Genomic DNA, 25,392 nt, shown 5'->3' with positions numbered 1-25,392 from the left:
GTTGAAAACTCCCTAACTATGGTTTTATCATTTCCATGTAATCTCGAACTTCCCGTTCCGTCATTGGTGCAGTAATGATTTTGACAACCTTCCCGTTCTTATCGATGAGAAACGTTGTAGGCAGCGGATCTACATCATATGCATGAAGCACCTGCTGATTTTTGTCAATAACAATCGGGAAATTGAGTCCGTATTTTTCCGCAAATTTTTCCACTACTAATTTTGATTCGCCAACGTTGACAGCTAAAACTTCCACGCCTAAATTTTTATAGTGCTGATATTGTCTTTCAATGTAAGGCATTTCACGTTCACAAGGTTTGCACCACGTTCCCCAGAAATTGAGAAATACCCCTTTTCCTCTATAATCGGAAAATTGATGCTTTTTTCCTTCTAAATCAGTAAGAACAAAATCAGGCGCAGCTGATCCGACTTTCACTTTTTCTTTGCTCATAAAAAAATTTGAATAGAGTGTATATCCAAGAGCACCTAATAAAATAACAAGAATAATCGAGCGAGTAATGAGTCGCCTTTTTTTCATCGTGTGTACTCCCTTTGTTTTTCATTCGCTTGTTATTATATCATTGAATTTCCGTTCATTCAGAAAAATAATTTTGACGTTTATGTGACATAAAAACGTGTAAGCCCCTAAAGCAGTACATTGTTTGCAACGTTTTGTCGGTATAAATGCGAAAGCTTAACCGATTTTAGGCTAAACTCTCGCATGCTTGCCGTGCTGGGCCAGCGCCCGCAATCTCTTCACCTCGTGGGGAGTAATTTCGCGGAACGCACCCGGATTGAGCCCTTTTAAATCTAAAAATGCGTACCGTTCTCTTTTCAGCTTCAGCACAGGATAGCCGATTTTATCAAACATTCTTCTAATTTGCCGGTTTCTTCCTTCATGAATGGTAATTTCGATTATACACGTTTTTTTTCTTTTATCTAAAGAAAGCATTTTGACTTTTGCTGGTTTTGTCATTCCATCTTCCAGCATGATCCCTTGCTCCAGTTGTTTTAATTCTTTCCTTTCTGGAATTCCTTTAACTTTCGCTACATACACTTTATCAATTTCATATCGTGGATGCATTAACAAATTAGCAAAATCGCCATCGTTTGTCAGGATTAGAAGGCCTGAAGTATCATAATCAAGTCTGCCGACCGGAAAGATGCGCTGCTCAAAATCTCGAAAGTAATCGGTGACGACTTTTCTCCCTTTTTCATCTTTCACGCTCGAAATAACTCCCCTAGGCTTATAAAACAAAATATAAATCGGTTCTTCCCTTTCTACCGGAATCCCGTTTACCTCCACCTTGTCCTCGTCAGATACTTTTGTTCCGAGCTCTGTTACAACTTGTCCATTTACAGTAACTTTTCCGTCCAAAATTAATTGCTCCGCTTTTCTTCTTGAAGCAATTCCCGAACGCGCTATCACCTTTTGCAAACGTTCCATTGATCTCACCTCTCTAAAAATATTACCTTCTTTCGGTCTGGTTACACAAGATGAACGCATTTATTTTTTTGCAAATAAAAAAGCTAAGCTCATTAAAGCTTAACCGAAAAGGAGCGTAACAATTATTATGGAAGAAAGGATGGCTGCAAAATCCGCCAGCAGCCCAACCTTTATCGCATCGCCCATTCGCTTGATCCCAACAGCACCGAAATATACTGTAATGATATACAAAGTCGTGTCTGTGCTCCCTTGCATGGTGGCTGCCAGTCGGCCGATCAACGAATCCGCTCCATGCATTGAAATTAAATCGCTCATAATTCCTAACGAAGCTGTTCCAGAGATGGGCCGAATTAACGCCAGCGGAACAATTTCCGCCGGGACGTGGATAGCTTGAAACATCGGTTTTAACAGGTCCATAAAAAAATCGAGAGCCCCTGAAGCGCGAAAAACAGACACTGCCACGAGCATGCCGACAAGATACGGAATAATGGAAAAAGAAATTTCGATTCCTTCTTTTCCACCTTCAACAAACGCTTCATAAGTTGGAATGCGTTTAAAAGTCCCGTACAACAAAATAAAACCGATGATCAATGGGATCAGCCATATCGAAACAGCACTAATGAACACCATCGTTATTCTCCTTTTCTTTTTCGTAAATAGTAAAAATAGCGGTCAATCATAATAGCGGCTATGGTAGCAAAGAAAGTCGACAGAAGCGTTGGCACGACAATATCAGTCGGATTATGCGAACCGTATGTCATTCGTATAGAAATTACAGTTGTTGGAACAAGAGTCAATCCAGTTGTATTTAATGCTAGAAAGGTGATCATGCTTCTGGACGCCTGGTCTTTATTTTTGTTCAATTTTTTCAACTGCTCCATCGCCTTAATTCCCAACGGTGTAGCTGCGTTTCCTAGCCCAAACATATTGGCGAGCAAGTTTGACAGCATGTAGCCCATCGCAGGATGCTCAGGGGGAACATCAGGAAAAATTCTCCTCATCAGCGGTTTGAACAGATTCCCTAGCTTTTCTAACAGACCGCTTTTCTCAGCAATATTCATTAAGCCTAACCAAAATACAAGCACGCTGATGAAGCCAAAGGCAATGGTGACACCCTCTTTTGCACCTGAAAAGACGGCTTTATTCACTTCCTCCATTGTTCCGTTGAACATTGCAAATACGACGCCGATCAAAGTTAAGGCAACCCAAATAATATGAATCATGCGGAAACACCCAGCATATCAAAAAATAGATCGATCATCTTTCCAAACCAGCCATGCGGAGGCTCTACATCACCGTTTTCAAAATAGATCGGCACTTCTTCAATCGTTTCGCCATCGAGCAACACTCTCAATGTTCCTACTTTTTCTGGAACCTTTTCAGGATGGTTCTTCCACGAAGCCTTCGGTTTTGCTAGGAATAAACGGATGTTTATTTTGTTTTTTTCTTCCTCCATCAGCGGATAAACAATGTCGCGATTAATGAAGATGCGGTCTTTGTAAAACTTGTTGTCAATGGCAAGGTATCCTTCTTTTTTGATCGTCACTTGATCATATTCGCTGAACGCGCTGTTAAACATGGACATATGGTCGTTCCAATCATCGGGAGCATTTAGCGTAACAGCAATTAAATGTAAATCATCTTTTTCCGCAGTGGAGACTAATGTTCTATTTGCCCTCTTTGTGTACCCGGTTTTACCGCCTGTACAATATTCATATAAATTTAAAAGTTTGTTTTTATTTTTCCACTGAAATCCGTCTTTTTTATAAACTTTTGTTCCAAATATTTTGCGGAACGTTTCATTCTCCATGGCGTATTTCGTTAAAAGAGCCATATCATATGCGGTAGAATAGTGGTTTTCGTGATCATCCAAACCGTGCGGGTTGGCAAATTCAGTATTTGTCATGCCGATTTCCTTCGCCTTTTCGTTCATCATAAATACGAAACCATCTAAACTGCCTCCGACAAATTCAGCAATCGCCACCGCAGCGTCATTTCCGGACCTTAGCATAAGACCATAAACCAAATCTTCCAGCTTCACCTTTTGCTTTTGCTTAAGATATATGGAAGACCCTTCAGTTCGGACAGCGCGGTCACTGACAGTCACATTTTGATCCATTTTTCCTGATTCAATTGCTAAAATCGCCGTCATGATTTTCGTAATGCTTGCAATGCGCATTTTTTTATGTGGGTTTTTTTCAAAAAGGATCCGGCCGCTCTCCTGATCCATTAATATGGCGCTTTCTGCACTAACTTCAATCGTATGAGTTGCATGAGCTGTCGGGATAAAAAAATGGCCTATCAATATAAAAAGAATGAATACATTAATACGTGATGTCCATTTGTTCATTAATGCTTTCACGTCCCTTTATTCGATTCGTTTTGTACAAGTTTATGCAAAGAAGACAACCGTATGAACGGAATTTGAAAGAATGTGAAATAAAAATAAGTCTCAGACTGCCGCCTGAGACGACTTACAAGTTATTTAATTTTTCAAAGAATAAATCTGCCTCTTCTTGAATAAAATGCTCTTCATTCTCGATCTCTGTCAATGAAGGCAATTCTTCGATCGTTTTTAATCCGAAATATTCAAGAAACTCTTTTGTCGTTCCGTATAAAATAGCTCTTCCCACTCCCTCTTCTCTGCCGACTTCTTGAATAAGCCCTTTCGCTGAAAGGGTCCGGATCGGCCTTTCTGACTTTACCCCTCTAATTTCTTCTATTTCAATCCGGGTAATCGGCTGTTTATAAGCGATAATGGCCAATGTTTCAAGCGCAGCCTGAGAGAGTGATTGGTTCATAGGAGTTTCCATCAGCCGCTTTAAGTATGGTGCATGCTCCTTTTTGGTTGTGAGCTGGTAAACCCCTGCTACTTCTACAAGGTCGATCCCCCGTTCTTTTTTTTGGTATTCCTCTTTTAAATCTTCAATAATGCTTAAAACCGTTGCTTCGTCAATTTCAAGAACGGAAGTTAATTGCTTGATGGAAAGGCCTTCGTCCCCAGCCGCAAATAAGAGCCCTTCCAAAATGGATTTCCATTCAATAATCCCTAAACTCATGCAGCTTTTCACTCCCGTAAATATAAATTTCTGAAAAATTATGTTCTTGCTCTACATGAACGTATTCATTTTTCATCAGCTGAAGCAAAGCTAAAAAAGTCACGACCATATAATCCTTCCTGTCAGCTGGAAAGAAATCGTGAAACTCCTTTTTCTTTTTCGATGCCTTCAACTCCATGATCATTTCCTTCATTCGTTTTTCGATCGGGATTTCTTCTTTTGCTACGGTTCGTTCGATTGGCTTTTCAATTTTTTTTCGTTTTAGCATTTTTTGAAAGGCAGCGATCATATCATAAACCGTTACGTTTCCTTTTTGCAAAATCGGCTCTTTTTCCTCCAAATATTCGCTCAAGTCGCTTGGAGGCTTCGTATAGACAAGCGCCCGTTCACTTTCCAGTTCTTTCAGCTTTACTGCCGCTTCTTTATATTTCTTGTATTCAATTAAACGGGTAACAAGCTCATCTCTCGGATCGGACTGCTCTTCTTCGATGATTTCCTCGTCTGACCACTCTTCCTCCTGTCTTGGAAGGAGCATTTTGCTTTTAATCGACAATAATGTGGCTGCCATCACTAAATATTCACTGGCAACATCCAGCTCAAGCTCCTGCATCGTGTGAATATATTCCATATACTGTTCTGTTATTTCGCTGACAGGGATATCATATATATCAATTTCTAAACGATGAATTAAATGCAAAAGCAAATCTAACGGACCTTCAAAAGCTTCTAACTTTACTAGATACATTATCTGATCATCACCCTCGATAAATGGCTAATTTTTAGTATAGACCAATAGAAAAATACATCCAATACTCTTTTTCAACAAAGCTCATTTTTGTTTATTTTTAAATCAGGCATGAATACTTTCTTTTTTGCAGCCATTTTCATAAACTATAACATATATAGTAGAAAAAAGGAGTTTTCTCAATATGTACCCACCTGAATATATTGAGTTTTTATATCATTTTCATTGTGACCGGGATTATTTTGAATGTCATGAAATTTTAGAAGAATTGTGGAAAAAAGATCCTAAAGAAGAGAGAAAACAAATCTGGGTCGGGCTCATACAAATTGCCGTTAGCTTTTATCATTACAGGAGAAAAAATTTCAATGGTGCTGAGCGGATGATGAAAAATGCTATTCGCATTTTAAAAAATGAAACGGCGTCTCTTAACAAACTCGGTTTGGATGATGAACAGCTCTTACATATTTTACAAGACACTTTTGGTCGAATTCAAAAAAGAGAACCATATAAAAGCATTCAGCTGCCGATTTTTGATCAAAACCTTTACGAAATTTGCTTAACAACAGCAAAGGAACGAGGAAAAACGTTCGGTGAGCCTAGCGATATTTCAAACGTTTTTTTAATACATAAACATAAAACAAGGGATCGAACGGACATCATTGAGGAGAGATTGAAAAATTGGCATAAAAAAAGAAAAAGAAGAGAGTGATCAGCTCTCTTCTTTTTCCAATTGCTCATGGTCGCATTTTTCAAAAAAGGATTGAATTTGTTCGCTAGGAATAACATGTTTATCTTTATATAGCTCTTTTACGGCATTGATCATTTTTTTGCCGATTCCTTCATGACGATGGGACGGGTTTACGCAAATATGCTGAATTTCCACTATTCCTTTATCTTTCAACTCAACGCCGATCACTCCGATAACATCTTCTTCCTTCCATAAGAAAAGCTGCCAATTTTCGTCATTTTCATACGTTTTCATCGTTTGCTGGAGCTGCTTTAAATCCTTTTCACTCGGCATAAAGGAAAGAAGCCCCATCGCAATTTTTTCAAAAGCTTTCTTATATCGAACTAACATGCTGGATCCCTCGTTAATATATAACATTCTTTCAAGAAAGATTTTATGGGCAACTGGTGTTGAATCCCATTTATCATATTGCTCTTAACATTATATACATTTTCTTACGAATTTTAAACTGTTTTCTTTAAAGTTGGGCGAGGGATTTGATTAAATTTGCCATTTCAATTGCCGATAGTGCTGCGTCCCAGCCTTTATTGCCCGCTTTCGTTCCTGCTCGTTCAATCGCTTGCTCGATATTTTCCGTCGTGACGACGCCAAATATTACCGGCACTCCTGTTTGCAGAGAAGCGTTCGCAATCCCTTTTGCCGCTTCATTGCATACGTAATCGTAATGCGTAGTGGATCCACGGATAACTGTTCCTAAGGCAATGACCGCATCGTATTTTTTGGACTCAGCCAGTTTTTTGGATACAAGCGGGATTTCAAAAGCCCCCGGAACCCATGCAACATCAATGTCGCTTTCCGAAACGCCGTGGCGGATGAGAGCATCGATTGCTCCGCTTAACAGCTTGCTTGTAATAAATTCATTAAATCTTGATACGACAATTCCGATTTTCAAATCTTTTCCGACTAAATGTCCTTCAATTTTGTTTATGCTCATTAGTATAACCTCCCGCTAAATATGAAGTAGATGTCCTAGTTTCGATTTTTTTGTTTTCAAATATTTTTCATTATCCTTGTTTGCCGGTATTTCAATTGGAACCCGCTCCAATATTTCAAGTCCGTATTCTTGCATTTCTTTCATTTTTCTCGGATTGTTTGTCATTAAACGAATAGACTTGGCTCCAATATCCTTCAGCATCTGTGCTGCAACAGCATATTCTCTTTGATCCGGCTGAAAGCCGAGCTCCTCATTTGCTTCGACCGTATCATAACCTTTTTCTTGAAGCTTATATGCTTTCAATTTATTTATTAGCCCGATCCCCCTGCCTTCTTGGCGCAAATAGAGCAAAATTCCGCTTCCTTCTTTTTCAATTTCACTCAATGCAGAATGAAGCTGCGGGCCGCAGTCGCATCTGTGAGAATGAAAGACGTCTCCTGTCAGGCATTCTGAATGGATTCTAACTAAAACAGGATGCTCCGGCTTAATTTCACCCTTCACCAGCGCAATATGCTCTTTTCCATCATACAAGCTGGTATAACCGATGGCTTTAAAACGGCCAAAACCTGTCGGAAGCTCGATTTCCACTTCTTTTTTGATTAATTCCTCCCGTTTTCTGCGGTATTGAATTAAATCTTGAATCGTGATCATTTTTAAATTGTATTGTTCCGCTATTTCTTTTAATTGAGGAACCCGAGCCATTGTTCCGTCTTCATTAATAATTTCGCAAATGACGCCAGCTGGAAAGCATCCTGCCAGCTTTGCCAAATCAACGGCTGCTTCCGTGTGGCCGGCTCTTTTTAATACTCCTTCGTTCTTTGCAATCAACGGGAAAACATGTCCGGGTCTTTTAAAATCCTCCGCCCTTGCATCCGGCTGAATGAGCGACTGAATCGTTTTAGCTCGCTCATATGCGCTGATTCCCGTCGTTGTTGTTTGATGATCGATGCTGACAGTAAACGCGGTTTGGTGCAAATCTGTATTTTCCGCTACCATAGGGTGAAGCTGCAAACGGTGCGCTAACGATTCCGTGATCGGCACACAGACGAGACCTTTTCCTTTCGAAATCATAAAATTGATCATTTCAGGGGTGGAAAACTCAGCTAGACCGACAAAATCTCCTTCGTTTTCCCGATTCTCATCATCCACGACAATGATCACTTTCCCCTGTTTTAAATCTGCGATGGCATCCTCAATGGAATGAAACATTATTCTATCACCTCTATTCACTGTAAAAACCGTGCTTTTGCAAAAAATCAACGGTAATTCCGGTTGGCGCCTCTTTGCGGACAAACTTTTCTAAATATTTCCCGATCAAATCACATTCAATATTGACCTTATCGCCTATCTCCTTTTCCCCAATAATTGTTTCTGAATATGTGTGAGGAATAATCGAAATCGTAAAGGTTTGTTCTGTTAAGCCAAAAATGGTTAAACTCGTTCCGTCAACTGCAACTGAACCTTTTAATATCATGTAATAAAGCAAATCTTTAGGAGCTTTAATTTGATAATAAACAGCATTTTCCTTTCTTTCTTTTTTGACGATCGTGCCAACGCCATCAACATGTCCTGAAACGATGTGGCCGCCAAATCGGTCGCCAACAGCCATTGCCCTTTCCAAATTCACCTTTGATCCGGTTTTTAATGTACCTAATGTCGTTGCCGCCATCGTCTCAGGCATGACATCCACAGAAAAATAATTCGATTCAAAGTCGGTGACCGTTAAACAGACTCCGTTGACGGCAATGCTGTCGCCTATTTTTACATCTTGCAAAATGTTTTTTGCATAAATTTCTAAAATTACTGCTTGATTCGTTCCTTTTACTGATTTGATTTCCCCTATTTCTTCAATGATTCCAGTAAACAATCTTGTCCACCTCTTTTCGGAACGGAGACAATTTTCACATCTTCTCCTATTTTCGTAACGGACTGAATTTCAAATGAATGTGCCATCCTCATCTTTAATGCTTCATCGCCCATGACGGCTGATATTCCTTCAGGGTCTCCCAATATTTTGGGTGCAAAATACACGATTAATTCATTCACTGCTTCCGCTTTTAAAAATGAAGCATGGACTCTTGCTCCTCCTTCAACGAACAGGGAGGTGATGCCTCGCTCGCCTAATATTTTTAAAATATTTGGGATATTCCATTGGTCATGTAAAGTCAACACTTCTATTCCTAATTTTTTCAGTTCCGCTTTTTTATTGAGATCCCCATCTTGGCAAATGACCCAAGTTTCTGCTTCCTTGTCAGTTATCACATTGGCATCCATCGGAATTCGCAGATGGGTATCTAAAATAATCCGTATCGGTGTTCGTTTGCGATCCGGCAGCCGACAAGTCAGACTTGGATTGTCTTTTATAATTGTATTAACACCCACTAAAATGCCGTCGTGTATTTCTCTGTAACGGTGCACATCCTGTCTTGCTTCCTCTCCGGTAATCCACTTGCTGTCACCTATTTTTGTAGCAATTTTCCCATCGAATGTTGCGGCATATTTTAATGTGACAAACGGAGTGTTTGTTTGAATGTAATGAAAGAAAACTTTGTTAAGTTCATGTCCATTTTTTTGCAATATCCCGGCTTCCACATCGATTCCAGCATCTTGCAAAGCTTTCACACCGCGTCCACTTACGAGAGGATTCGGATCCAAAGCAGCTACAACGACCCGTTTAATCCCTCTTTTGATAATAAGCTCAGAGCAGGGAGGAGTTTTGCCAAAATGGCTGCAAGGTTCAAGCGTGACGTACAGCGTTGCACCTTTTGCCTTTTCCCCAGCCATATTTAAAGCATGAACTTCCGCATGGGGTTCCCCAGCCTTTAAATGCGCTCCAAACCCGATCAGTTCCCCATCCTTCACAACGACCGCTCCCACCAACGGGTTAGGGCTCGTTTGGCCGATTGCTTGTTTCGCTAGCTGAAAGGCAAATTCCATCCATTTTTCGTCATTCATGAAGGACACACCTCCCTTTTGTTGATTTCAAAACAAAAGCCCCGGGTTTGTTCCCCCAGGGCTTGATGATCACTTTAACGAAAAGAAGGTATACTCAAATAAGAGTATAAAATCTGTTCTTTTTGAACAGTTTATACTCCTCACCTTCAAAAGTGATCCTTCTCCCATCCAGACTATACTGTCGGCTCTGGATTTTCACCAGATCCACCGCAAAGGCGTTCCGCCAATGCGGGTCACGGGCTAAAAAAGCTTAAAAGCTTTTATCACCGCCGGTCGGGAATTTCACCCTGCCCCGAAGGATGCATCATTCATTTTATGTTATTTTCAATGGGAAAAACGGCTGCTTCCTCTTGCTTCCCACCTTCCATTTTGAAGCATTCACGAGTTTTTGAAAAAGAAACAAAGCTGAAGAAAACAGCCAATTATTTTACTATTATCTCCCTTCAAACGGTCTTCTGTCAAGAAAGCAATCTTTGAACAATATGAAAAAGTGCCTTTTTATCGATTATTTCTCTCCTACACTTGACCGCATCTACAAAAATTATATTATCAACTAAAGCTGAGCGGTATTCAGCTAGTCAGCAATGAACATCCAATAGACGAGTCCCCAAATAATGCTCAATACAACAAGAACAATAAATAATATCCAGTTTTTCATTCTCATTTTGTACATCCCTTTCTATTTGAAAGAGGAATTTAATTTTCATACACTTCTACTTTTTTCATTACATCTCCGTTTTTCATGCTCAACACAGTTTCCATGCCTGAAGTTACTTGGCCAAAAACAGTATGAACTCCATCCAAGTGAGGCTGAGGTTCATGAACGATAAAAAATTGACAAGAGCCTGTATCCCTGCCTGCGTGAGCCATAGAAATGGCGCCGGTTACATGTTTATGTGGATTGCCATCTGTTTCGCATTTGATCGTATATCCTGCATTACCAGTGCCGTTGCCATTCGGACATCCGCCTTGGCTTACAAACCCTGGAATAACACGATGAAAAGTCAAACCGTCATAAAAGCCTGAATTCGCAAGTTTTTCAAAGTTCTTCACTGTATTTGGAGCTTCATTCGGAAAAAGCTCAAATTCAATTTTTTCTCCGTTTTCCATTAAAATGTAGCCTTTTTTGCTCATAAAACAGCTCCCTTTCATGAAAAAATTTTCTCTTTATTTTATCATAGAGTAAAACATAAAATACAGATGAAACGTTTTAGTATATATATACGTCTTAAATGGTTGAAAGTTTTTGCACTCTATAATCATATATTCGAAGTCATGTTCGCTTAGGAGGTTAAGTGATGAAAAAAATCGTTTTATCCATATTACTTGCTATTGGGTTGGCAACACCAACTACTAGTTTTGCTGATTCTGTTGTTGGAGATGTTATTGTCACGTTAGGCAGCGATTTAACGGAGCAGCAAAAGCAGGATCTCTTAAAGGAAATGGGCGTACCAGATAACGTGCAAACGGTCACCGTGACAAACGAAGAGGAGCACAAATATTTGGGGGATTATATCCCGAAAGCGCAAATCGGTTCAAAAGCGATTTCTTCTTCCAAAATACAAATTGAGAAAAAGGGATCTGGTTTAGAAGTCCAAACAAACAACATAAACTGGGTCACGGATGAAATGTACTTAAATGCGCTCATGACAGCTGGTGTCAAAGATGCAAATGTTTATGTCACCGCGCCTTTTGAAGTTTCCGGAACAGCCGCTTTAACAGGGTTGATAAAAGCTTATGAAGTTTCGACTGATAAAGCGATCCCTGAAGACGTGAAACAGGTCGCCAACCAAGAGCTGGTGGAAACAGCAAAGCTTGGAGATAAGATTGGTGACGAAAATGCTTCGGCATTAATTGCAAAAGTAAAAGAACAGATGTCCGAAAACGGCGTTCCGAAAAATGACCAAGAGCTAAGAGAAATGATTGAACAAGCAGCAAAAGATTTGCAAATAAATCTTTCCGAAGATGATATAAACAATTTAATCCTCTTATTTAACAATATGATTAACGTCAATATCAATTGGGATGAAGTCGGAAACCAGCTTGACAAAGCAAAAGACAAAATTTCTAAATTTCTCGAATCCGAAGAAGGACAAAGCTTTTTGCAAAAATTGAAAGAATTCTTTTCTTCGATCATTGATGCCATCGCATCGTTTTTCCAATAATGAAAAAGGCGTCTTCAACTAATGTTGAGACGCCGTTTTTCGTTTACGGTTGACCGACTTCCGCTTTTAAAGGCAAATCGAGACTGACTAAATCCTCGTATGTTTCCCTTTTGACGACAAGTCTCGCTTCGCCGTTTTCAACAAATACAACAGCAGGCCGAGCGATCCGGTTATAATTATTTGCCATAGAATATCCGTAAGCTCCCGTGCAAAAAACAGCTAATATATCGCCTGCTTTTACGGTAGGAAGGGATAAATCCCAAATGAGCATGTCCCCGCTTTCGCAGCATTTTCCTGCAATCGATACAGTCTCAGAACATTCGTCATTCATCCGGTTGGCAAGAGCCCCCTCGTATTTTGCCTGGTACAAAGCAGGCCGGATGTTGTCGCTCATGCCTCCGTCCACCGCAACATATTTGCGTATGTTAGGGACGACCTTTTGAGATCCTATCGAGTACAAGGTTGTTCCTGCATCCCCGACGAGAGAGCGTCCTGGCTCAATCCATATTTCAGGGAGAGGAATTTGAAGCTTCTCAGAGTGTCCTTTCACAACTTCCACCATTTTTTCAACATATACATTCATTGGCAGAGGATCATCCTCTTTCGTATATCGAATTCCGAATCCTCCCCCTAAGTTTACAACTTTCGGAACAAACTGAAACTTCTCTTTCCAAATAGAAATTTTCCCAAAAATCTTTCCTGCTGCTAAAACAAATCCTTCAGTGCCAAAAATTTGCGAACCGATATGGCAATGGATTCCTAATAGCTGTAAATGCGATTGATTTTTTACAAGCTCAATCGCTTTTTCGATTTGACCATTATGAAGGTCGAATCCAAATTTCGAATCTTCCTGCCCGGTTGTAATGTAATCATGTGTATGTGCCTCGACGCCTGGTGTAACGCGAAGCAACACCGCAACTTTTTTATTCATTTGCTGGCAAAGAGAAGATAAAACATCAATTTCATAAAAATTATCAATCACAATGCAACCGATATTTGCCTCCAGAGCCATTGCAAGCTCGTCGATGCTTTTATTGTTTCCATGAAAATGAATTTTTTCCGGAGGAAATCCTGCTTTTAATGCCGTATACAGTTCACCGCCTGAAACGACATCAAGAGAAAGCCCTTCCTCATTTGCAAGCTGCACCATTGCAATGGAAGAAAAGGCTTTGCTTGCATAAGCAACTTGATATGGAACTCCTAATGATTCAAATGTATTTTTAAAAGAACGGGCTCGTTCGCGAATGAGTGCGACATCGTATACATATAACGGTGTCCCATACTGTTTGGCAAGTTCAACTGTATCGACACCGCCGATTTCTAAATGCCCTAACTGGTTGATTTTACTTGTTCCCTGTAAATACAAAGACTAGCCCCCGCTTTCGTGAACGTAAAAGTTAAAAATACATTACCATAAAACATTTTCTCTTTCAAATTTTTTTAAGGCTGCTTTTTTACGTTCTGCGGATGAACAATGCTTGGCCTTACTTTTATATGAGGCACCGACGACCTGACGATGATCTGCCAAAAGGCTTGAGGATTAAAAGGGATAAACGGCCATAAATAAGGCGTATTTAACGATCGAATGCTGGCAAGGAAAAGGATGAACAGTGTGCAGCCGATCACTAATCCGGGCACTTTAAAGATCACTACTAATAGCAGCAATACAAAACGAACGATTTTATTGGCTACGCTCAATTCATAGCTCGGGGTTGCAAAAGTACCGACCGCCGCAATGGAAACGTACAAAATAACTTCCGGCGAAAACAAACCGACATCGATGGCAATTTGTCCTATGAGAACTGCTGCAATTAAACCCATCGCCACTGAAAGAGCTGTCGGTGTATGAATGGCTGCCATTCTTAAAAGCTCAATCCCTATGTCAGCAAGAAAAATTTGAACAACAATCGGAATATTTTTTTCTTTGTTTGGTCCGATGTAAGATATAGCCTCCGGCAGTAAAGACGGCTGCACTACATACAGCATCCAAAGAGGAAGCAAATAAATAGAAGCTAGCATGCCAAAAAAGCGCACCCATCTGACAAACGTTCCGGCCGCTGGCGCCTGACGGTATTCTTCGGCGTGCTGAACATGGTGAAAAAAAGTAGTTGGCGTAATAATGACACTCGGGGACGTGTCAACAAGAATAATGACATGTCCTTCCAGCAAATGAACTGCAGCGACATCCGCTCTTTCCGTATAGCGGACAAGCGGAAACGGATTAAAGCCTTGCTTTACTAAAAATTCTTCAATTGTTTTATCTGCCATTGGAAGCCCGTCAATCTTTATCGTTTTTAACTCCTTTTTGATCACTTCAATTAATCCTGGATCCGCCACATCTTCCAAATACGCGATCGCAATGTCGGTTTTTGATCGCTCGCCGATTTTCATGATTTCATATCTCAGACGTTCGTCCCTTATTCTTCTCCGAATCAGTCCCGTGTTGACAACGATATTTTCCACAAAACCGTCACGTGCGCCGCGGATCACTTTTTCCGTATCCGGCTCTTCCGGCTGTCTTCCAGGATAGTTGCGGACATCGACAACAAAAGCAAAATCGCTGTCTTCGACAAAAAAAACGACTAAGCCTGACAACACTTGATCGACTGCTTCATCAAGCGTTTGAACCAATGTTACTTGCTGATGAACGAGACGGTTTTTGACAATTTCCTTTAAACGATTGGCTTCCGTTTCATGATCATTGATTTTCAAAAGCTCCTTGATCAGTTCGATGACATAAAGTGAATCGCAAAGTCCTGTCACATAATATAAATGCACTTGTTTTCCGAGAAGCGTAAATTTGCGCACGCCTAAATCAAAGCTTGTTCCTAAGCCAATATGATCTCGAAAAAATTTTTCGGTATCTTGCAGCTTGGGAGAGATTTGACTTTTTTCTTGATCGGTTAATTTCGTCATGCTATCGAATCCTTTCTCTTCATCATTCATGTTCAGCTCACCTTTTCCCGCCTTTCTATCTCTGTCTTTCAAAAACTACTCCGTGAGCTATGGCCGGGATCGATTCGTTCAGCTTGATCATCGTTTTACTTAACAGAGCCCCGGTTGCCACCATCAATACTCGTTTTAAATTTCCTTTTTTCATTTCTTGGAATATGTGGCCGTAAGTTACAACTGCTGAACAAGCACATCCGCTCCCGCCGGCAAATGCTCTTTGTGCTGGATGAAAAATTAACAGCCCGCAATCTGAATGGTTGCCTCGGATGTCGTACCCATCCTCAAGCAATAATTCCTTCAGCTTCGGACTGCCGACTCCCGAAAGATCGCCGGTAAGAATTAAATCGTAGTCAGAAGGAGTCCGATTTAAATCACGAAAGTGCTGCTTAATTGTATCTGCAGCTGCCGGCGCCATTGCGGACCCCATATCATAAGGGTTTTTCCTGCCAACATCGATCACCTTGCCGATCGTTGCAGCCGTTATGGCAATCTCACTTTCGTCTTTGCTGATTAATACAGCACCTGCCCCTGTTACGGTTGTCGTCGCTGTTTCTGGTTTTTGTCCGCCGAAATTCGTTGGATGCCGAAACTGCTTTTCAGCTGCGCCATAATGGCTGCTTGTGGCAGCGATAATTTTGTTCGCGAACCCCCCATCGATCAGCGCGCATGCCGCAGCGACTGTTTCCATTGAAGTCGAACAGGCCCCGTACATACATAACAGCGGAATATTGAGCATTCTAGCTGTATAGTTCGATGTAGCATTTTGGTTCAATAAATCCCCCGCCAAAAACAAATCAATATCCTCTTCCTTTAATTCAGCTTTTTTTAAACAGCGGCTGATCGCCTGCTCCATTAAATTCCGCTCGGCCAATTCCCAAGACGGCGCACCGCAGTACATATCATCAAAATGAGCATCAAATGTTTCCTTAAGCGGTCCTTTCGCTTCCTTCGGCCCAACGACAGTTGCCGTTTTATTGACAAACAATTTATGTTGAAACACCCATGTTTGCTTTCCCGTTAACCGCATCATGCTATGTTTCCTCCGATCATATGACAAATTGCCTTTACAGACCAGCAAAATAAAGCCAATGAAACAAAGAGCCGCAAATTTTTCCTAAAACGATCGCCATCATCAACATAACGATTTTGTCATCAATGCCGATCCTTTTCGCTAATATCGGAAATACATTCAGCACTTCTGTTAATGCTGCTGCAAGCATTCCGACAAATATTCCGTAAAGGAGACCGATCGGGATAAACCAATAATGCGAAGCATGCAAATAGACGGGAGAGAGACTGAACCAACCGCCGGACACGGCGCCAAGAATAACAGCCCATTCATACAAACGAATCCATTTTATTGTCTTCGTCAGCTGCATGAGTCTTGGAATGATTCCGAGAACAGATAAAAACGCAACAAATCCACACCCGACAGCCAAGCCCCCTGCAAACCCCGTAAACAAAAGCATGAACCATTTAATCATCATCATTTTTCACGCTTTCTTTGTTTTCGTTTATGGCGATGTATTGGTCGAGATCCATTTGATAATTAAAAATCTCGACTTCCAACGGACTCGGCTCTTCATTAAATTTCTTTTTAAAAACGTGATTAAAAAACAGAACCATTCCCAGCCCCAAACCGATGGAGTAGGGGATTTGCAAAATTAACGGCTTATCGATCTTATTGCCAGTGAAAAACTGATACAAATTGCGATGCATTCGCTGCATGCTGACATCTTCATGAAAGTTCATAATCGTTAAAGCCGATCCGACAAATAATAACAGCCATACAAGAAAAAAAAGGACGGGAGCAAATTTTTTTCGATGATTTTGAATTTCAACAATTGTTTGCGTCGGCCCAACAGGTTGGACATCAAGGGAAGGATCAATGGATTGGATTTTTTCTATGACGTTGATGACATCAATGACAACATATGTTTTATCTTTTGATTGAATTTGATGAATGATTTGATCCCCCATTTTGCTGATTAACGCTTCGTCTGCAATTATTTTCGCGATTTTGTTAAGCGTGATCCTTTCGTTCGGTTTTGCCTGAATACGATGCTTTAGACGCACATAAACCGTTTTATTCACGCCCTGTCACATCCTACTTTTTTCTAATAGTATGAAACGTTCGCCACTCCCTCATGCAAAATGACCAAGACCATTTATTTCCACAAAAAAAGACCAAAGAGCTATCCGCTCATTCGGTCTTTCATTTGCTTTAATATTTTCTTTTCCAGTCTGGACACCTGAACTTGTGAGATTCCTAACCGTTTTGCGACTTCCGACTGTGTTTGATCTTTATAATACCGCAAATAAACGATCAGCCGCTCCCGCTCGCCTAAATCGTTCATAGCATCTTTTAATGCTATTTGGTCAAACCATTTTTGCTCATTTTGATCTGCAATTTGATCCAGCAATGTAATCGGATCGCCATCATTTTCATAAACCGTTTCATGGATGGAGGAAGGTGCACGTACAGCTTCTTGTGCAAGAACGATATCTTCAGGTGAAATATCTAAGTAGTCAGCGATCTCCCCTACTGTTGGCACCTTGCCAAGTGTTTTGGACAGTTCCTCTCTAGCCCGTCTAATTTTATTTCCGAGCTCTTTTAATGAACGGCTCACTTTTACTGTTCCGTCATCCCGGATGAATCGTTGAATTTCTCCTATAATCATCGGAACAGCATAAGTGGAAAATTTAACATCATACGACAAATCAAACTTATCGACCGATTTCACTAAGCCAATGCAGCCGATTTGAAATAGATCATCCGCCTCATAGCCTCGGTTTAAAAATCGCTGCACAACTGACCAAACGAGCCGCATGTTTTTTTGGATAAGCAAATCGCGGGCTGCCTGATCGCCTTGCTGGCTTCTTTTAATCAAATCCCTGACTTCCTGATCCTTCAATTGTCCATTCGAATGTTCGTTCTTGACCTCCACATCCATAAGCTAATCTCCTTAATTACATAAAGCTTTGCTTTTTGTAAGATGTTTTGTTAATCGAATGATTGTGCCTTTATTTTTTTCCGATTCTATTTTCACTTCATCCATAAAATTTTCCATGATGGTAAATCCCATTCCTGAACGCTCCAGCTCAGGCTTTGTTGTAAAAAGCGGCTGTCTAGCTTCTTCAATGTTGTCAATTCCTACCCCTTCATCTCGAATCGTCAAATGAACGATATGGTCCTCTAGCGTGCAGGAAATATACACAATACCGTCAGGATTATTTTCATAACCGTGAATGATCGCATTTGTCACAGCTTCGGAAACTACTGTTTTGATTTCGGTTAGTTCATCGATCGTCGGATCCAGCTGTGCGATAAAGGAAGCTACAGCTACTCTTGCAAATGATTCATTTTGACTTACAGCGGAAAATTGAAGCTTCATTTCGTTTTTCATGACGCCACCCCCAACGTTTGCAAAGCCGCTTTCTCTGTCTCGGCCAGATGAATAATTTTAAATAAACCTGACATGTCAAAAAGACGCTTTACACTCGGGGAGATGGCGCAAACAATCATTTCACCGCCGAGATGTTTTATTTGCTTATAACGCCCGAGAATCACTCCAAGTCCAGAGCTATCCATAAAAGTTAATTGTTCTAAATTTAATAAAATATGTTGAATAGAGTTATTTTCGATGGCATCATTGACTTTTTGCCGAAGTTCCTCTGCTGTATGGTGGTCGAGCTCCCCTGACAGACGTATCAATAACACGTTTTCTTTTACTTCAAGGTCAACCGCTAGACTCAAGATCATATTCCTCCTTCAACTATGATATTGAATCTTTCGAGTTGACCTTTCATATTTCCTGCCTGAAGACAAAACTAGTGGAATTTCGCCAAAAATATCATTTTTCGGCCTTCGTCCATTCGCCTAGAACCCTTTTGAACAGCTTCCACCAGCTCGCAACGCGAACATCTTGTTTAGCCACAAGCTTGCTTTCAGCAAAAACCTTTCCATTCTTTTTCAGCACGAGGGTTCCAAGCTCATCTCCTTTTTTCACTGGCGCTACCAGGTGGTTTTTAAACATAATTTCTTGTTTAATATCATCAATGCTTTCGCCCTTTTTGGTTATAATGGAAACAGGCTCCGAAGTAATCAGCTGTACATCTTTATCGCTTCCTTTGCTCAGTTTTGCTTTTGTCACCACTTCGTTTCGTTTAAACAGAGGATGGGTTTCATACTGGGAAAAGGCATAGTCTAACAGCTTCGTGATTTGAGCATTTCGATCTTTTGGCGTTTTAGCTCCAAATACAACAGCAATAACCCGCATATTCCCTTTTTTGGCTGTTGCCGTTAAACAGTATTTCGCTTCGTTTGTATAACCTGTTTTTACACCGTCAACTCCGTCGTAAAATTTCACAAGCCGATTTGTATTGACCAACCAAAATTTTTTGTCTGTTCCTTCTCGTAAATAATCCTCATATGTTCCCGTAAATTTCGTAATTTCTTCATATTTTAATAGCTCTTTGGCAATAACCGCCATGTCCTTTGCCGACGAATAATGTCCTTTTGCAGGTAATCCGGTCGAATTTTTAAAATGCGTATTTTTCAGTCCGAGCTCTTTCGCTTTTTGATTCATCATGGATACAAACTGTTCTTCTGATCCTGCAATTCTCTCCGCCATCGCGACAGACGCATCATTGCCGGAAGCAATCGCAATTCCTTTTAATAAATCTTCCACTGTCATTTCTTCCCCAGGCTCCAAAAAGATTTGCGATCCCCCCATGGATGCTGCATATTCGCTCGCTCTTACTTTTTCATCCATTTGAATCTTTCCTTTATCAAGAGCTTCCATAATAAGAAGAAGCGTCATGATTTTCGTCATACTGGCGGGCGGCAGCGGTGTATCTGAATTTTCTTCATATAGTACTTGACCTGTATCCCGCTCAATTAATATAGCCGATTTCACTCCATCTACTAGTTTGACATTTTTTTCTTCTGCCCACGCAGCCGTTGAAACCCCAAAAAAAAGAACAAATGTTGCCATGACAGACAGTAGTAATTGTTTCATCTCCACATCCTCCATTCCTCATATGTAACTGCAATCTAATCTAATGAAATGTAAAAGACTCTAAAAATGAAATGAGAATGAATTTTTACTGGTAAAATTATCTGTATAAAACCCATTTTTTCCAATTATTAAAAAGTTATACAAAAAAAGAATCGGGATTACCCGATTCTTTTTTTCTTTCCTAATTTGTTATTGTTTCATAAATAAGGACAGGCTTTTTTGTTTTGTTTTTCGAAATTTTAATGCTGTAGTATAAAGTTTGTTTCACCTTTTCAATATCTTGTTGATTGCTGTAAATTGTAACGAATGTTTCTCCCTTTTTTACGTAATCGCCTATTTTTTTATGGAGGATGAGGCCGACTGCCAAATCAATTGCAGCATCTTTCGTCGCTCTTCCGGCACCAAGCCACATGGCGGCAGTCCCGACTGCATCAGCTGCAATTTCGTTTACATAGCCTTCTTCTTTCGCCTTTAATTCGAATGTATACGAAGAATGCGGCAATTTTGATGGATCGTCCACAATTGAGGCATCTCCCCCTTGGGCAGAGACAAATGTTTTAAAAGTCTCTAAAGCTTTTCCGGAAGCAATGGATTGCTCGAGCAGTTTACGCGCTTTTTCTAAACTGTCTGCTTTTTCCGCCATATACACCATATAGCTGCCAAGCGTTAAACATAGTTCAGTTAAATCTTCAGGACCTTCACCTTTTAATGTATCAATCGCTTCTTGGACTTCAAGAGCGTTTCCGATGGCAAACCCTAACGGCTGACTCATATCGGAGATCACGGCAATCGTTTTTTTGCCGACGTTTTCCCCTATTTTCACCATCGCTTTTGCCAGTTTTTTTGATTCTTCTATATTTTTCATAAAAGCGCCCGATCCGGTTTTAACATCTAAAACAATGGCATCCGCTCCGGCAGCGATTTTTTTGCTCATGATGGAGCTGGCAATAAGAGGAATACTGTTAACCGTCGCTGTCACATCTCTTAATGCGTACAGTTTTTTATCAGCGGGAGTTAAATTCCCCGTTTGTCCAACGACTGCAATTTTATTTTGATTGACTAAACGGACAAACTGTCGATTGTCTATTTCAACATGAAACCCCGGGATCGATTCTAGTTTATCAATCGTTCCGCCGGTATGGCCAAGACCTCTTCCGCTCATCTTGGCAACAGGAACACCAGCTGAAGCCACAAGCGGCGCAAGCACCAACGTAGTTTTATCGCCAACTCCTCCGGTCGAATGCTTATCCACTTTTATTCCTTTAATTTCACTAAGATCGATCTTTTCTCCAGAATCAACCATCGCCATTGTGAGCTCCGCCATTTCCTCTTCCGTCATCCCTCTAAAAAAAACGGCCATGGCGAAAGCGCTCATTTGATAGTCCGGAATCTCCCCGGCCGTATATCCTTCAATGATATAACGGATTTCTTTTTTTGTGAGCGCTTTCCCATCCCGCTTCTTCTCTATTAAATCGACCATTCGCATGCAAATCACCTTTTTCTACATTTTGGCTACGATGGATTTTACTAGCGCTATAAAATCAGCCCGAACCATTTCCGCCGTTTTCATGACTTCTTCATGCGTCAAAGGCTGTTTTAAAATACCAGCCGCCATGTTCGTAATACATGAAATGCCAAGCACTTTCATTTTGACTTGATTCGCCACAATTACTTCTGGAACTGTTGACATGCCAACTGCGTCTCCCCCGATCGCTCTTAACATCCGTATTTCAGCCGGCGTTTCATAGGACGGTCCAGTATTGGCAACATAAACCCCCTCTTTTATTTCGATGCCAAGCTCTTTCGCTGCTTCTTTTGCCAGCTGGATTAGTCTGCTATCGTACGCTTCCGACATATCGGGAAAACGGTCGCCAAGCTCAGGGCTATGTTCGCCAATTAAAGGGTTTTGTCCCATGTTGTTAATATGATCGGTAATCAGCATTAAATCACCTGGCTGATATGACTGATTGATCCCTCCGGCTGCATTTGTCACAATTAAGGAATGAATACCCAGCGCCTTCATGACTCGCACAGGAAATGTCACTTGCTTTACACTATACCCTTCGTAAAAATGGAATCTGCCTTGCATGATCGCTACTGTTTTTCCATTTAGCTCCCCAATTACGAATTGGCCTTTATGCCCTTCAACAGTGGAAACCGGAAAATAAGGAATGTCGCTGTATGGAATGGTTACAGCATCCTCCACTTCTTCAGCGAGAACTCCTAAACCTGATCCTAGAACGAGACCGATCTCTGGAGTTTGTTTGCATTTATCTTTTAAAAATTGAGAGGCCTTTTCAACTTCTTCCACAATTGACATTGATCAATCCCCCTGCTTCAATTCTGTTAAAAAGCTTGTTCCGTAATTTGGCATTTGCACGCCGAAATTTTCTGCAATGGTTGCTCCTACATCTGCAAATGTTTCTCTGATTGGCAGTTCTTTTCCTTTTGTATAGGTTGAATTATAAACTAACAGCGGAACATATTCTCTAGTATGATCCGTACCGTGGTGAAGAGGGTCGTTTCCATGGTCTGCTGTGATGATGAGCAGGTCTTCTTCCTTCATTTTTTCGAACACTTCAGGAAGACGAGCATCGAATTCCTCAAGCGCTTGTCCATACCCTTCAGGATCTCTTCTATGGCCGAATTTTGCATCAAAATCGACAAGGTTCAAAAAGGAAAGACCTGTAAAATCCCGGTCGAATGTTTGGATCAATTTGTCCATTCCATCCATATTCGACTTTGTCCGGATTGCATCTGTAATGCCTTCGCCGTCATAAATATCGGAAATTTTCCCAAGGGCAATTACATCAAATCCTCCGTCCTTCAACTCGTTCATAACTGTTCGGCCGAAAGGCTTTAAAGCATAGTCATGCCGGTTGGCAGTCCGTTCAAAATTCCCCGGCTCCCCGACAAACGGACGAGCTATAACGCGCCCAACCATGTACTTTTCATCCAAAGTCAGTTCGCGGGCAATTTGACAAATTTGATATAATTCGTTCAGAGGAATGACTTTTTCATGTGCAGCAATCTGTAAAACAGAGTCTGCCGACGTATAGACAATGATGGCTCCTGTTTTCATATGTTCTTTTCCAAGCTCTTCTATAATTGCCGTACCGCTTGCCGGCTTATTGCCAAGCACTTTTCGCCCGGTTCTTTTTTCAAGCTCCTCTATCAGTTCTTCTGGGAAGCCGTCTGGAAATACTTGAAAAGGAGAATCGATTTTTAACCCCATCAGCTCCCAATGACCAGTCATCGTATCTTTTCCTGCTGAAGCTTCTTTCATTTTTGTATAGAAGGCGAGCGGCTTGTCTGTCTTTGGAACACCTTTTATTTCACGTATATTCCCCAATCCGAGCTTCGCTAAATTCGGCAAATGCAAACCGCCGAGATGTTCAGCGATATGGCCAAGCGTGTCAGCACCTTTGTCGTTATAAAGCTCTGCATCCGGTGCTTCGCCGATTCCAACTGAATCCATTACAATTAAAAAGACGCGTTTATATGTATGCTGCATGTTAAATTCCTCCTGCCATTTGAAAGCGGTGATGATTATATTTTTTCCTAATGCTTGCCGAAACAGACGAGCAACTTGATTTTTAGCATGACGATGGCATTAAGCACGGGGGTGGTACATTTTATATACATCTTTTAAACGTGTTTTTGTCACATGAGTATAAATTTGCGTGGTTGAAATATCAGCATGACCTAGCATTTCTTGCACCGCTCTTAGATCAGCGCCGTTTTCAAGCAGATGGGTGGCAAAGGAATGTCGCAATGTATGAGGAGTCAATTCTTTTTGTATTCCTGCTTTAACCGCAATCGATTTTAAATTTTTCCAAAATCCTTGGCGGGAAATTCTTTTTCCATGATGGTTTAAAAATAAGGCATCCGTTTTATGCTTCTGTCTTACAAGCTTTGGCCGGCCCTTTTCCAAATATTCCTCCAGCGCTTTTGTTGCTTTTTCTCCAATCGGAACGAGCCGTTCTTTTTTCCCTTTACCGTAGCATCGGATAAATCCCATGATCAAATGGACGTCTGAAAGATTCAAATGAACCATTTCACTCACCCGAATACCTGTCGCATATAAAAGTTCAAGCATTGCTTTATCTCTATATCCAATCGGTGAGGTCAGCTCAGGCGTTTCAAGAAGCCGCTCCACTTCCTCAAGAGACAGCACTTTCGGAAGCTTCCGTTCAATCTGCGGTGTTTCAATATGGACGGACGGGTCTTCATCCGCAGCTTTTTCCCTTAACAAAAATTGATGGAAAGCGCGGATTGAGGCGATATGCCGGGCGATTGTCTTGCTGGATTTCCCTTGATCTTTCAAAAAATGCAAATATTGCAAAATATGATAGCGTTGAATATTTTGCACTTCTTGAATATTCAGTTTTTCGTTCAAAAATTGCTTGTACGATTTCAAGTCTCGCTCATATGAAACGATCGTATTGTTCGCAAGTCCTCTCTCAACGGTCAAATAATGAATAAAATCTTGGATATGATCGTTCAATCTTCTCTACTCCCCGTTTAAATAAAAGAATATTAAGCGATTCAGCCAATTATCGTTCTGTTCTTCCACAACGCTTGTCACCTTTACGGCAGATCCTTCAGGCTCGTCATAGCGATGGTAATCTTGATATTCCAAGTTAACCCATATAATAGCATAGTAGAACAAAATCGTAAATCCTGTAAACAAGATAAAAATTTTAAGCATATTCTTTACGGTTTTCGTCCATTTTTCCATGTTCGTCCTCCACAAGGCCATATTTTCTTATATTTAAAGATATGACCGTCTGGACAATCTTTATACGTATATAATATAAAAAAACCTTTCCCCTCGCGGAAAAGGCTTTATTCTTTCTTGTTATCTTCTTTTTCTTTTTCCTGACAGCGGTGGCATATGCCGTGAAAAGTTAGACGATGATCTTTAATTTTAAACTTCCAATCTCGTTCGACAATTTTTTCAACATCTTCTAATAAATCTTCCTGAATCTCATCAACGGAACCGCATTCCATACATACGAGATGATGGTGAAAATGAGCGGCTCCTTCCCTGCGCAAATCATATCTGGAAACCCCGTCTCCAAAGTTTATTTTATCAACAATTTTCAGCTCAGTTAACAATTCCAGCGTTCTGTACACTGTTGCGAGCCCGATCTCAGGCGATTTTTCCTTAACGAGGAGGTAAACATCTTCGGCACTTAAATGATCCTCTTCATGTTCAAGCAAAACACGAACGGTTGCTTCCCTTTGCGGGGTTAATTTATAGCTTGAAGAATGCAACTGCTTTTTTATACGCTCTATGCGGTTTTCCATGACACTTTCCCTCCCTCGCCGCATTCCTCATATATTATAACAAAATAAAAGAA

General features: G+C 40.7%; 30 protein-coding genes and 1 riboswitch. Of the genes, 2 read left to right on the top strand and 28 right to left on the bottom strand.

The window, feature by feature from the left end; all coding sequences use genetic code 11:
- Window positions 1-16: 16 nt before the first annotated feature.
- The 7 genes from NSQ94_RS07075 to NSQ94_RS07045 form a co-directional block, all read right to left on the bottom strand.
- Entirely contained in the window at window positions 17-538 is a 522-nt protein-coding gene (locus tag NSQ94_RS07075) for a thiol-disulfide oxidoreductase ResA (protein WP_063388628.1), read from the bottom strand.
- A gap of 171 nt (window positions 539-709) precedes the next feature.
- On the bottom strand, window positions 710-1,447 hold the full coding sequence (locus NSQ94_RS07070) for a pseudouridine synthase (protein WP_063388629.1): 738 nt from the start codon (window positions 1,445-1,447) through the stop codon (window positions 710-712).
- Between the two features lie 99 nt (window positions 1,448-1,546).
- A complete protein-coding gene (locus NSQ94_RS07065; RefSeq protein ID WP_063388630.1) occupies window positions 1,547-2,077 on the bottom strand; it encodes a spore maturation protein in 531 nt (176 codons plus the stop codon).
- A 2-nt stretch (window positions 2,078-2,079) separates the two neighbouring features.
- A complete protein-coding gene (locus tag NSQ94_RS07060) occupies window positions 2,080-2,670 on the bottom strand; it encodes a nucleoside recognition domain-containing protein (protein ID WP_063388631.1) in 591 nt (196 codons plus the stop codon).
- Window positions 2,667-3,797 (bottom strand): D-alanyl-D-alanine carboxypeptidase family protein, encoded by a 1,131-nt coding sequence (locus tag NSQ94_RS07055; RefSeq protein ID WP_066247679.1) that lies wholly within the window; start codon window positions 3,795-3,797, stop codon window positions 2,667-2,669. Before NSQ94_RS07055 ends, NSQ94_RS07060 begins: the two co-directional genes overlap by 4 nt.
- Window positions 3,798-3,921: 124 nt before the next feature.
- Window positions 3,922-4,506 carry an SMC-Scp complex subunit ScpB gene (gene scpB, locus NSQ94_RS07050; RefSeq protein ID WP_339230439.1) on the bottom strand — a complete coding sequence of 195 codons (585 nt, stop codon included), beginning with the start codon at window positions 4,504-4,506 and terminating at the stop codon, window positions 3,922-3,924.
- Complete coding sequence (locus NSQ94_RS07045; RefSeq protein WP_063388634.1) at window positions 4,487-5,251, bottom strand: segregation/condensation protein A; 765 nt, start codon at window positions 5,249-5,251, stop codon at window positions 4,487-4,489. The genes scpB and NSQ94_RS07045 overlap by 20 nt, the downstream gene beginning before the upstream one ends.
- 184 nt (window positions 5,252-5,435) lie before the next feature.
- Between NSQ94_RS07045 and NSQ94_RS07040 the strand changes: the two genes are divergently transcribed.
- Window positions 5,436-5,960: a DUF309 domain-containing protein gene (locus NSQ94_RS07040; protein ID WP_311066290.1), complete on the top strand. Its 525-nt coding sequence runs from the start codon at window positions 5,436-5,438 to the stop codon at window positions 5,958-5,960.
- Here the strand turns inward: NSQ94_RS07040 and NSQ94_RS07035 are convergent, their stop codons facing one another.
- The 6 genes from NSQ94_RS07035 to NSQ94_RS07010 form a co-directional block, all read right to left on the bottom strand.
- A complete protein-coding gene (locus NSQ94_RS07035) occupies window positions 5,961-6,329 on the bottom strand; it encodes a GNAT family N-acetyltransferase (protein WP_063388636.1) in 369 nt (122 codons plus the stop codon).
- 127 nt (window positions 6,330-6,456) lie between these two features.
- On the bottom strand, window positions 6,457-6,927 hold the full coding sequence (gene ribE / locus NSQ94_RS07030; protein ID WP_063388660.1) for a 6,7-dimethyl-8-ribityllumazine synthase: 471 nt from the start codon (window positions 6,925-6,927) through the stop codon (window positions 6,457-6,459).
- A gap of 21 nt (window positions 6,928-6,948) precedes the next feature.
- Window positions 6,949-8,142 (bottom strand): bifunctional 3,4-dihydroxy-2-butanone-4-phosphate synthase/GTP cyclohydrolase II, encoded by a 1,194-nt coding sequence (locus NSQ94_RS07025; protein WP_063388637.1) that lies wholly within the window; start codon window positions 8,140-8,142, stop codon window positions 6,949-6,951.
- A 13-nt stretch (window positions 8,143-8,155) separates the two neighbouring features.
- Window positions 8,156-8,800, bottom strand: coding sequence for a riboflavin synthase (gene ribE / locus NSQ94_RS07020; RefSeq protein WP_063388638.1), 645 nt, complete (start codon window positions 8,798-8,800; stop codon window positions 8,156-8,158).
- Complete coding sequence (gene ribD / locus NSQ94_RS07015) at window positions 8,773-9,888, bottom strand: bifunctional diaminohydroxyphosphoribosylaminopyrimidine deaminase/5-amino-6-(5-phosphoribosylamino)uracil reductase RibD (protein WP_066247677.1); 1,116 nt, start codon at window positions 9,886-9,888, stop codon at window positions 8,773-8,775. The genes ribE (NSQ94_RS07020) and ribD overlap by 28 nt, the downstream gene beginning before the upstream one ends.
- Before the next feature lie 152 nt (window positions 9,889-10,040).
- Window positions 10,041-10,192, bottom strand: a riboswitch (FMN riboswitch).
- Window positions 10,193-10,584: 392 nt separating this feature from the next.
- Window positions 10,585-11,022, bottom strand: a complete 438-nt coding sequence (locus NSQ94_RS07010) for a peptidylprolyl isomerase (protein WP_063388640.1) — start codon at window positions 11,020-11,022, stop codon at window positions 10,585-10,587.
- Between the two features lie 164 nt (window positions 11,023-11,186).
- On the opposite strand from NSQ94_RS07010, the gene NSQ94_RS07005 reads away from it, so the two are divergent.
- Complete coding sequence (locus NSQ94_RS07005) at window positions 11,187-12,053, top strand: DUF1002 domain-containing protein (protein ID WP_066247675.1); 867 nt, start codon at window positions 11,187-11,189, stop codon at window positions 12,051-12,053.
- 43 nt (window positions 12,054-12,096) lie between these two features.
- On the opposite strand, the gene lysA is transcribed toward NSQ94_RS07005, so the two are convergent.
- The 15 genes from lysA to NSQ94_RS06930 form a co-directional block, all read right to left on the bottom strand.
- Window positions 12,097-13,419 (bottom strand): diaminopimelate decarboxylase, encoded by a 1,323-nt coding sequence (lysA, locus tag NSQ94_RS07000; protein ID WP_066247674.1) that lies wholly within the window; start codon window positions 13,417-13,419, stop codon window positions 12,097-12,099.
- Between the two features lie 74 nt (window positions 13,420-13,493).
- Window positions 13,494-14,969: a spore germination protein gene (locus tag NSQ94_RS06995; RefSeq protein ID WP_066247706.1), complete on the bottom strand. Its 1,476-nt coding sequence runs from the start codon at window positions 14,967-14,969 to the stop codon at window positions 13,494-13,496.
- 55 nt (window positions 14,970-15,024) lie between these two features.
- Window positions 15,025-16,032, bottom strand: a complete 1,008-nt coding sequence (gene spoVAD / locus NSQ94_RS06990) for a stage V sporulation protein AD (RefSeq protein WP_063388662.1) — start codon at window positions 16,030-16,032, stop codon at window positions 15,025-15,027.
- Between the two features lie 37 nt (window positions 16,033-16,069).
- Window positions 16,070-16,495, bottom strand: a complete 426-nt coding sequence (locus NSQ94_RS06985; RefSeq protein ID WP_094246162.1) for a stage V sporulation protein AB — start codon at window positions 16,493-16,495, stop codon at window positions 16,070-16,072.
- Window positions 16,482-17,099: a stage V sporulation protein AA gene (locus NSQ94_RS06980; protein ID WP_063388643.1), complete on the bottom strand. Its 618-nt coding sequence runs from the start codon at window positions 17,097-17,099 to the stop codon at window positions 16,482-16,484. Before NSQ94_RS06980 ends, NSQ94_RS06985 begins: the two co-directional genes overlap by 14 nt.
- A 101-nt stretch (window positions 17,100-17,200) precedes the next feature.
- The gene (gene sigF / locus NSQ94_RS06975; RefSeq protein ID WP_063388329.1) at window positions 17,201-17,959 is read right to left on the bottom strand and encodes an RNA polymerase sporulation sigma factor SigF; all 759 of its coding nucleotides are present in this window, start codon (window positions 17,957-17,959) and stop codon (window positions 17,201-17,203) included.
- A 12-nt stretch (window positions 17,960-17,971) separates the two neighbouring features.
- Window positions 17,972-18,412, bottom strand: coding sequence for an anti-sigma F factor (gene spoIIAB, locus NSQ94_RS06970; RefSeq protein ID WP_063388330.1), 441 nt, complete (start codon window positions 18,410-18,412; stop codon window positions 17,972-17,974).
- On the bottom strand, window positions 18,409-18,762 hold the full coding sequence (gene spoIIAA, locus NSQ94_RS06965; protein ID WP_063388331.1) for an anti-sigma F factor antagonist: 354 nt from the start codon (window positions 18,760-18,762) through the stop codon (window positions 18,409-18,411). Before spoIIAA ends, spoIIAB begins: the two co-directional genes overlap by 4 nt.
- Window positions 18,763-18,859: 97 nt before the next feature.
- Window positions 18,860-20,026, bottom strand: coding sequence for a D-alanyl-D-alanine carboxypeptidase family protein (locus NSQ94_RS06960; protein WP_063388332.1), 1,167 nt, complete (start codon window positions 20,024-20,026; stop codon window positions 18,860-18,862).
- A gap of 181 nt (window positions 20,027-20,207) precedes the next feature.
- Complete coding sequence (locus tag NSQ94_RS06955; protein WP_339196766.1) at window positions 20,208-21,512, bottom strand: pyrimidine-nucleoside phosphorylase; 1,305 nt, start codon at window positions 21,510-21,512, stop codon at window positions 20,208-20,210.
- A gap of 15 nt (window positions 21,513-21,527) precedes the next feature.
- Window positions 21,528-22,346 (bottom strand): purine-nucleoside phosphorylase, encoded by an 819-nt coding sequence (locus NSQ94_RS06950; RefSeq protein ID WP_094246165.1) that lies wholly within the window; start codon window positions 22,344-22,346, stop codon window positions 21,528-21,530.
- 3 nt (window positions 22,347-22,349) lie between these two features.
- Entirely contained in the window at window positions 22,350-23,540 is a 1,191-nt protein-coding gene (gene deoB, locus NSQ94_RS06945) for a phosphopentomutase (RefSeq protein ID WP_144598189.1), read from the bottom strand.
- A gap of 99 nt (window positions 23,541-23,639) precedes the next feature.
- Entirely contained in the window at window positions 23,640-24,533 is an 894-nt protein-coding gene (xerD, locus tag NSQ94_RS06940; protein ID WP_063388336.1) for a site-specific tyrosine recombinase XerD, read from the bottom strand.
- A 6-nt stretch (window positions 24,534-24,539) separates the two neighbouring features.
- Complete coding sequence (locus tag NSQ94_RS06935) at window positions 24,540-24,767, bottom strand: YqzK family protein (RefSeq protein WP_063388337.1); 228 nt, start codon at window positions 24,765-24,767, stop codon at window positions 24,540-24,542.
- Between the two features lie 107 nt (window positions 24,768-24,874).
- Window positions 24,875-25,339, bottom strand: coding sequence for a Fur family transcriptional regulator (locus NSQ94_RS06930; RefSeq protein ID WP_063388338.1), 465 nt, complete (start codon window positions 25,337-25,339; stop codon window positions 24,875-24,877).
- Window positions 25,340-25,392 lie beyond the last annotated feature (53 nt).

The sequence above is a fragment of the Aeribacillus sp. FSL K6-2833 genome (assembly GCF_037965815.1).
GTDB lineage: Bacteria > Bacillota > Bacilli > Bacillales > Aeribacillaceae > Aeribacillus > Aeribacillus composti.
This window is presented reverse-complemented; position numbering and strand designations above follow the sequence as displayed.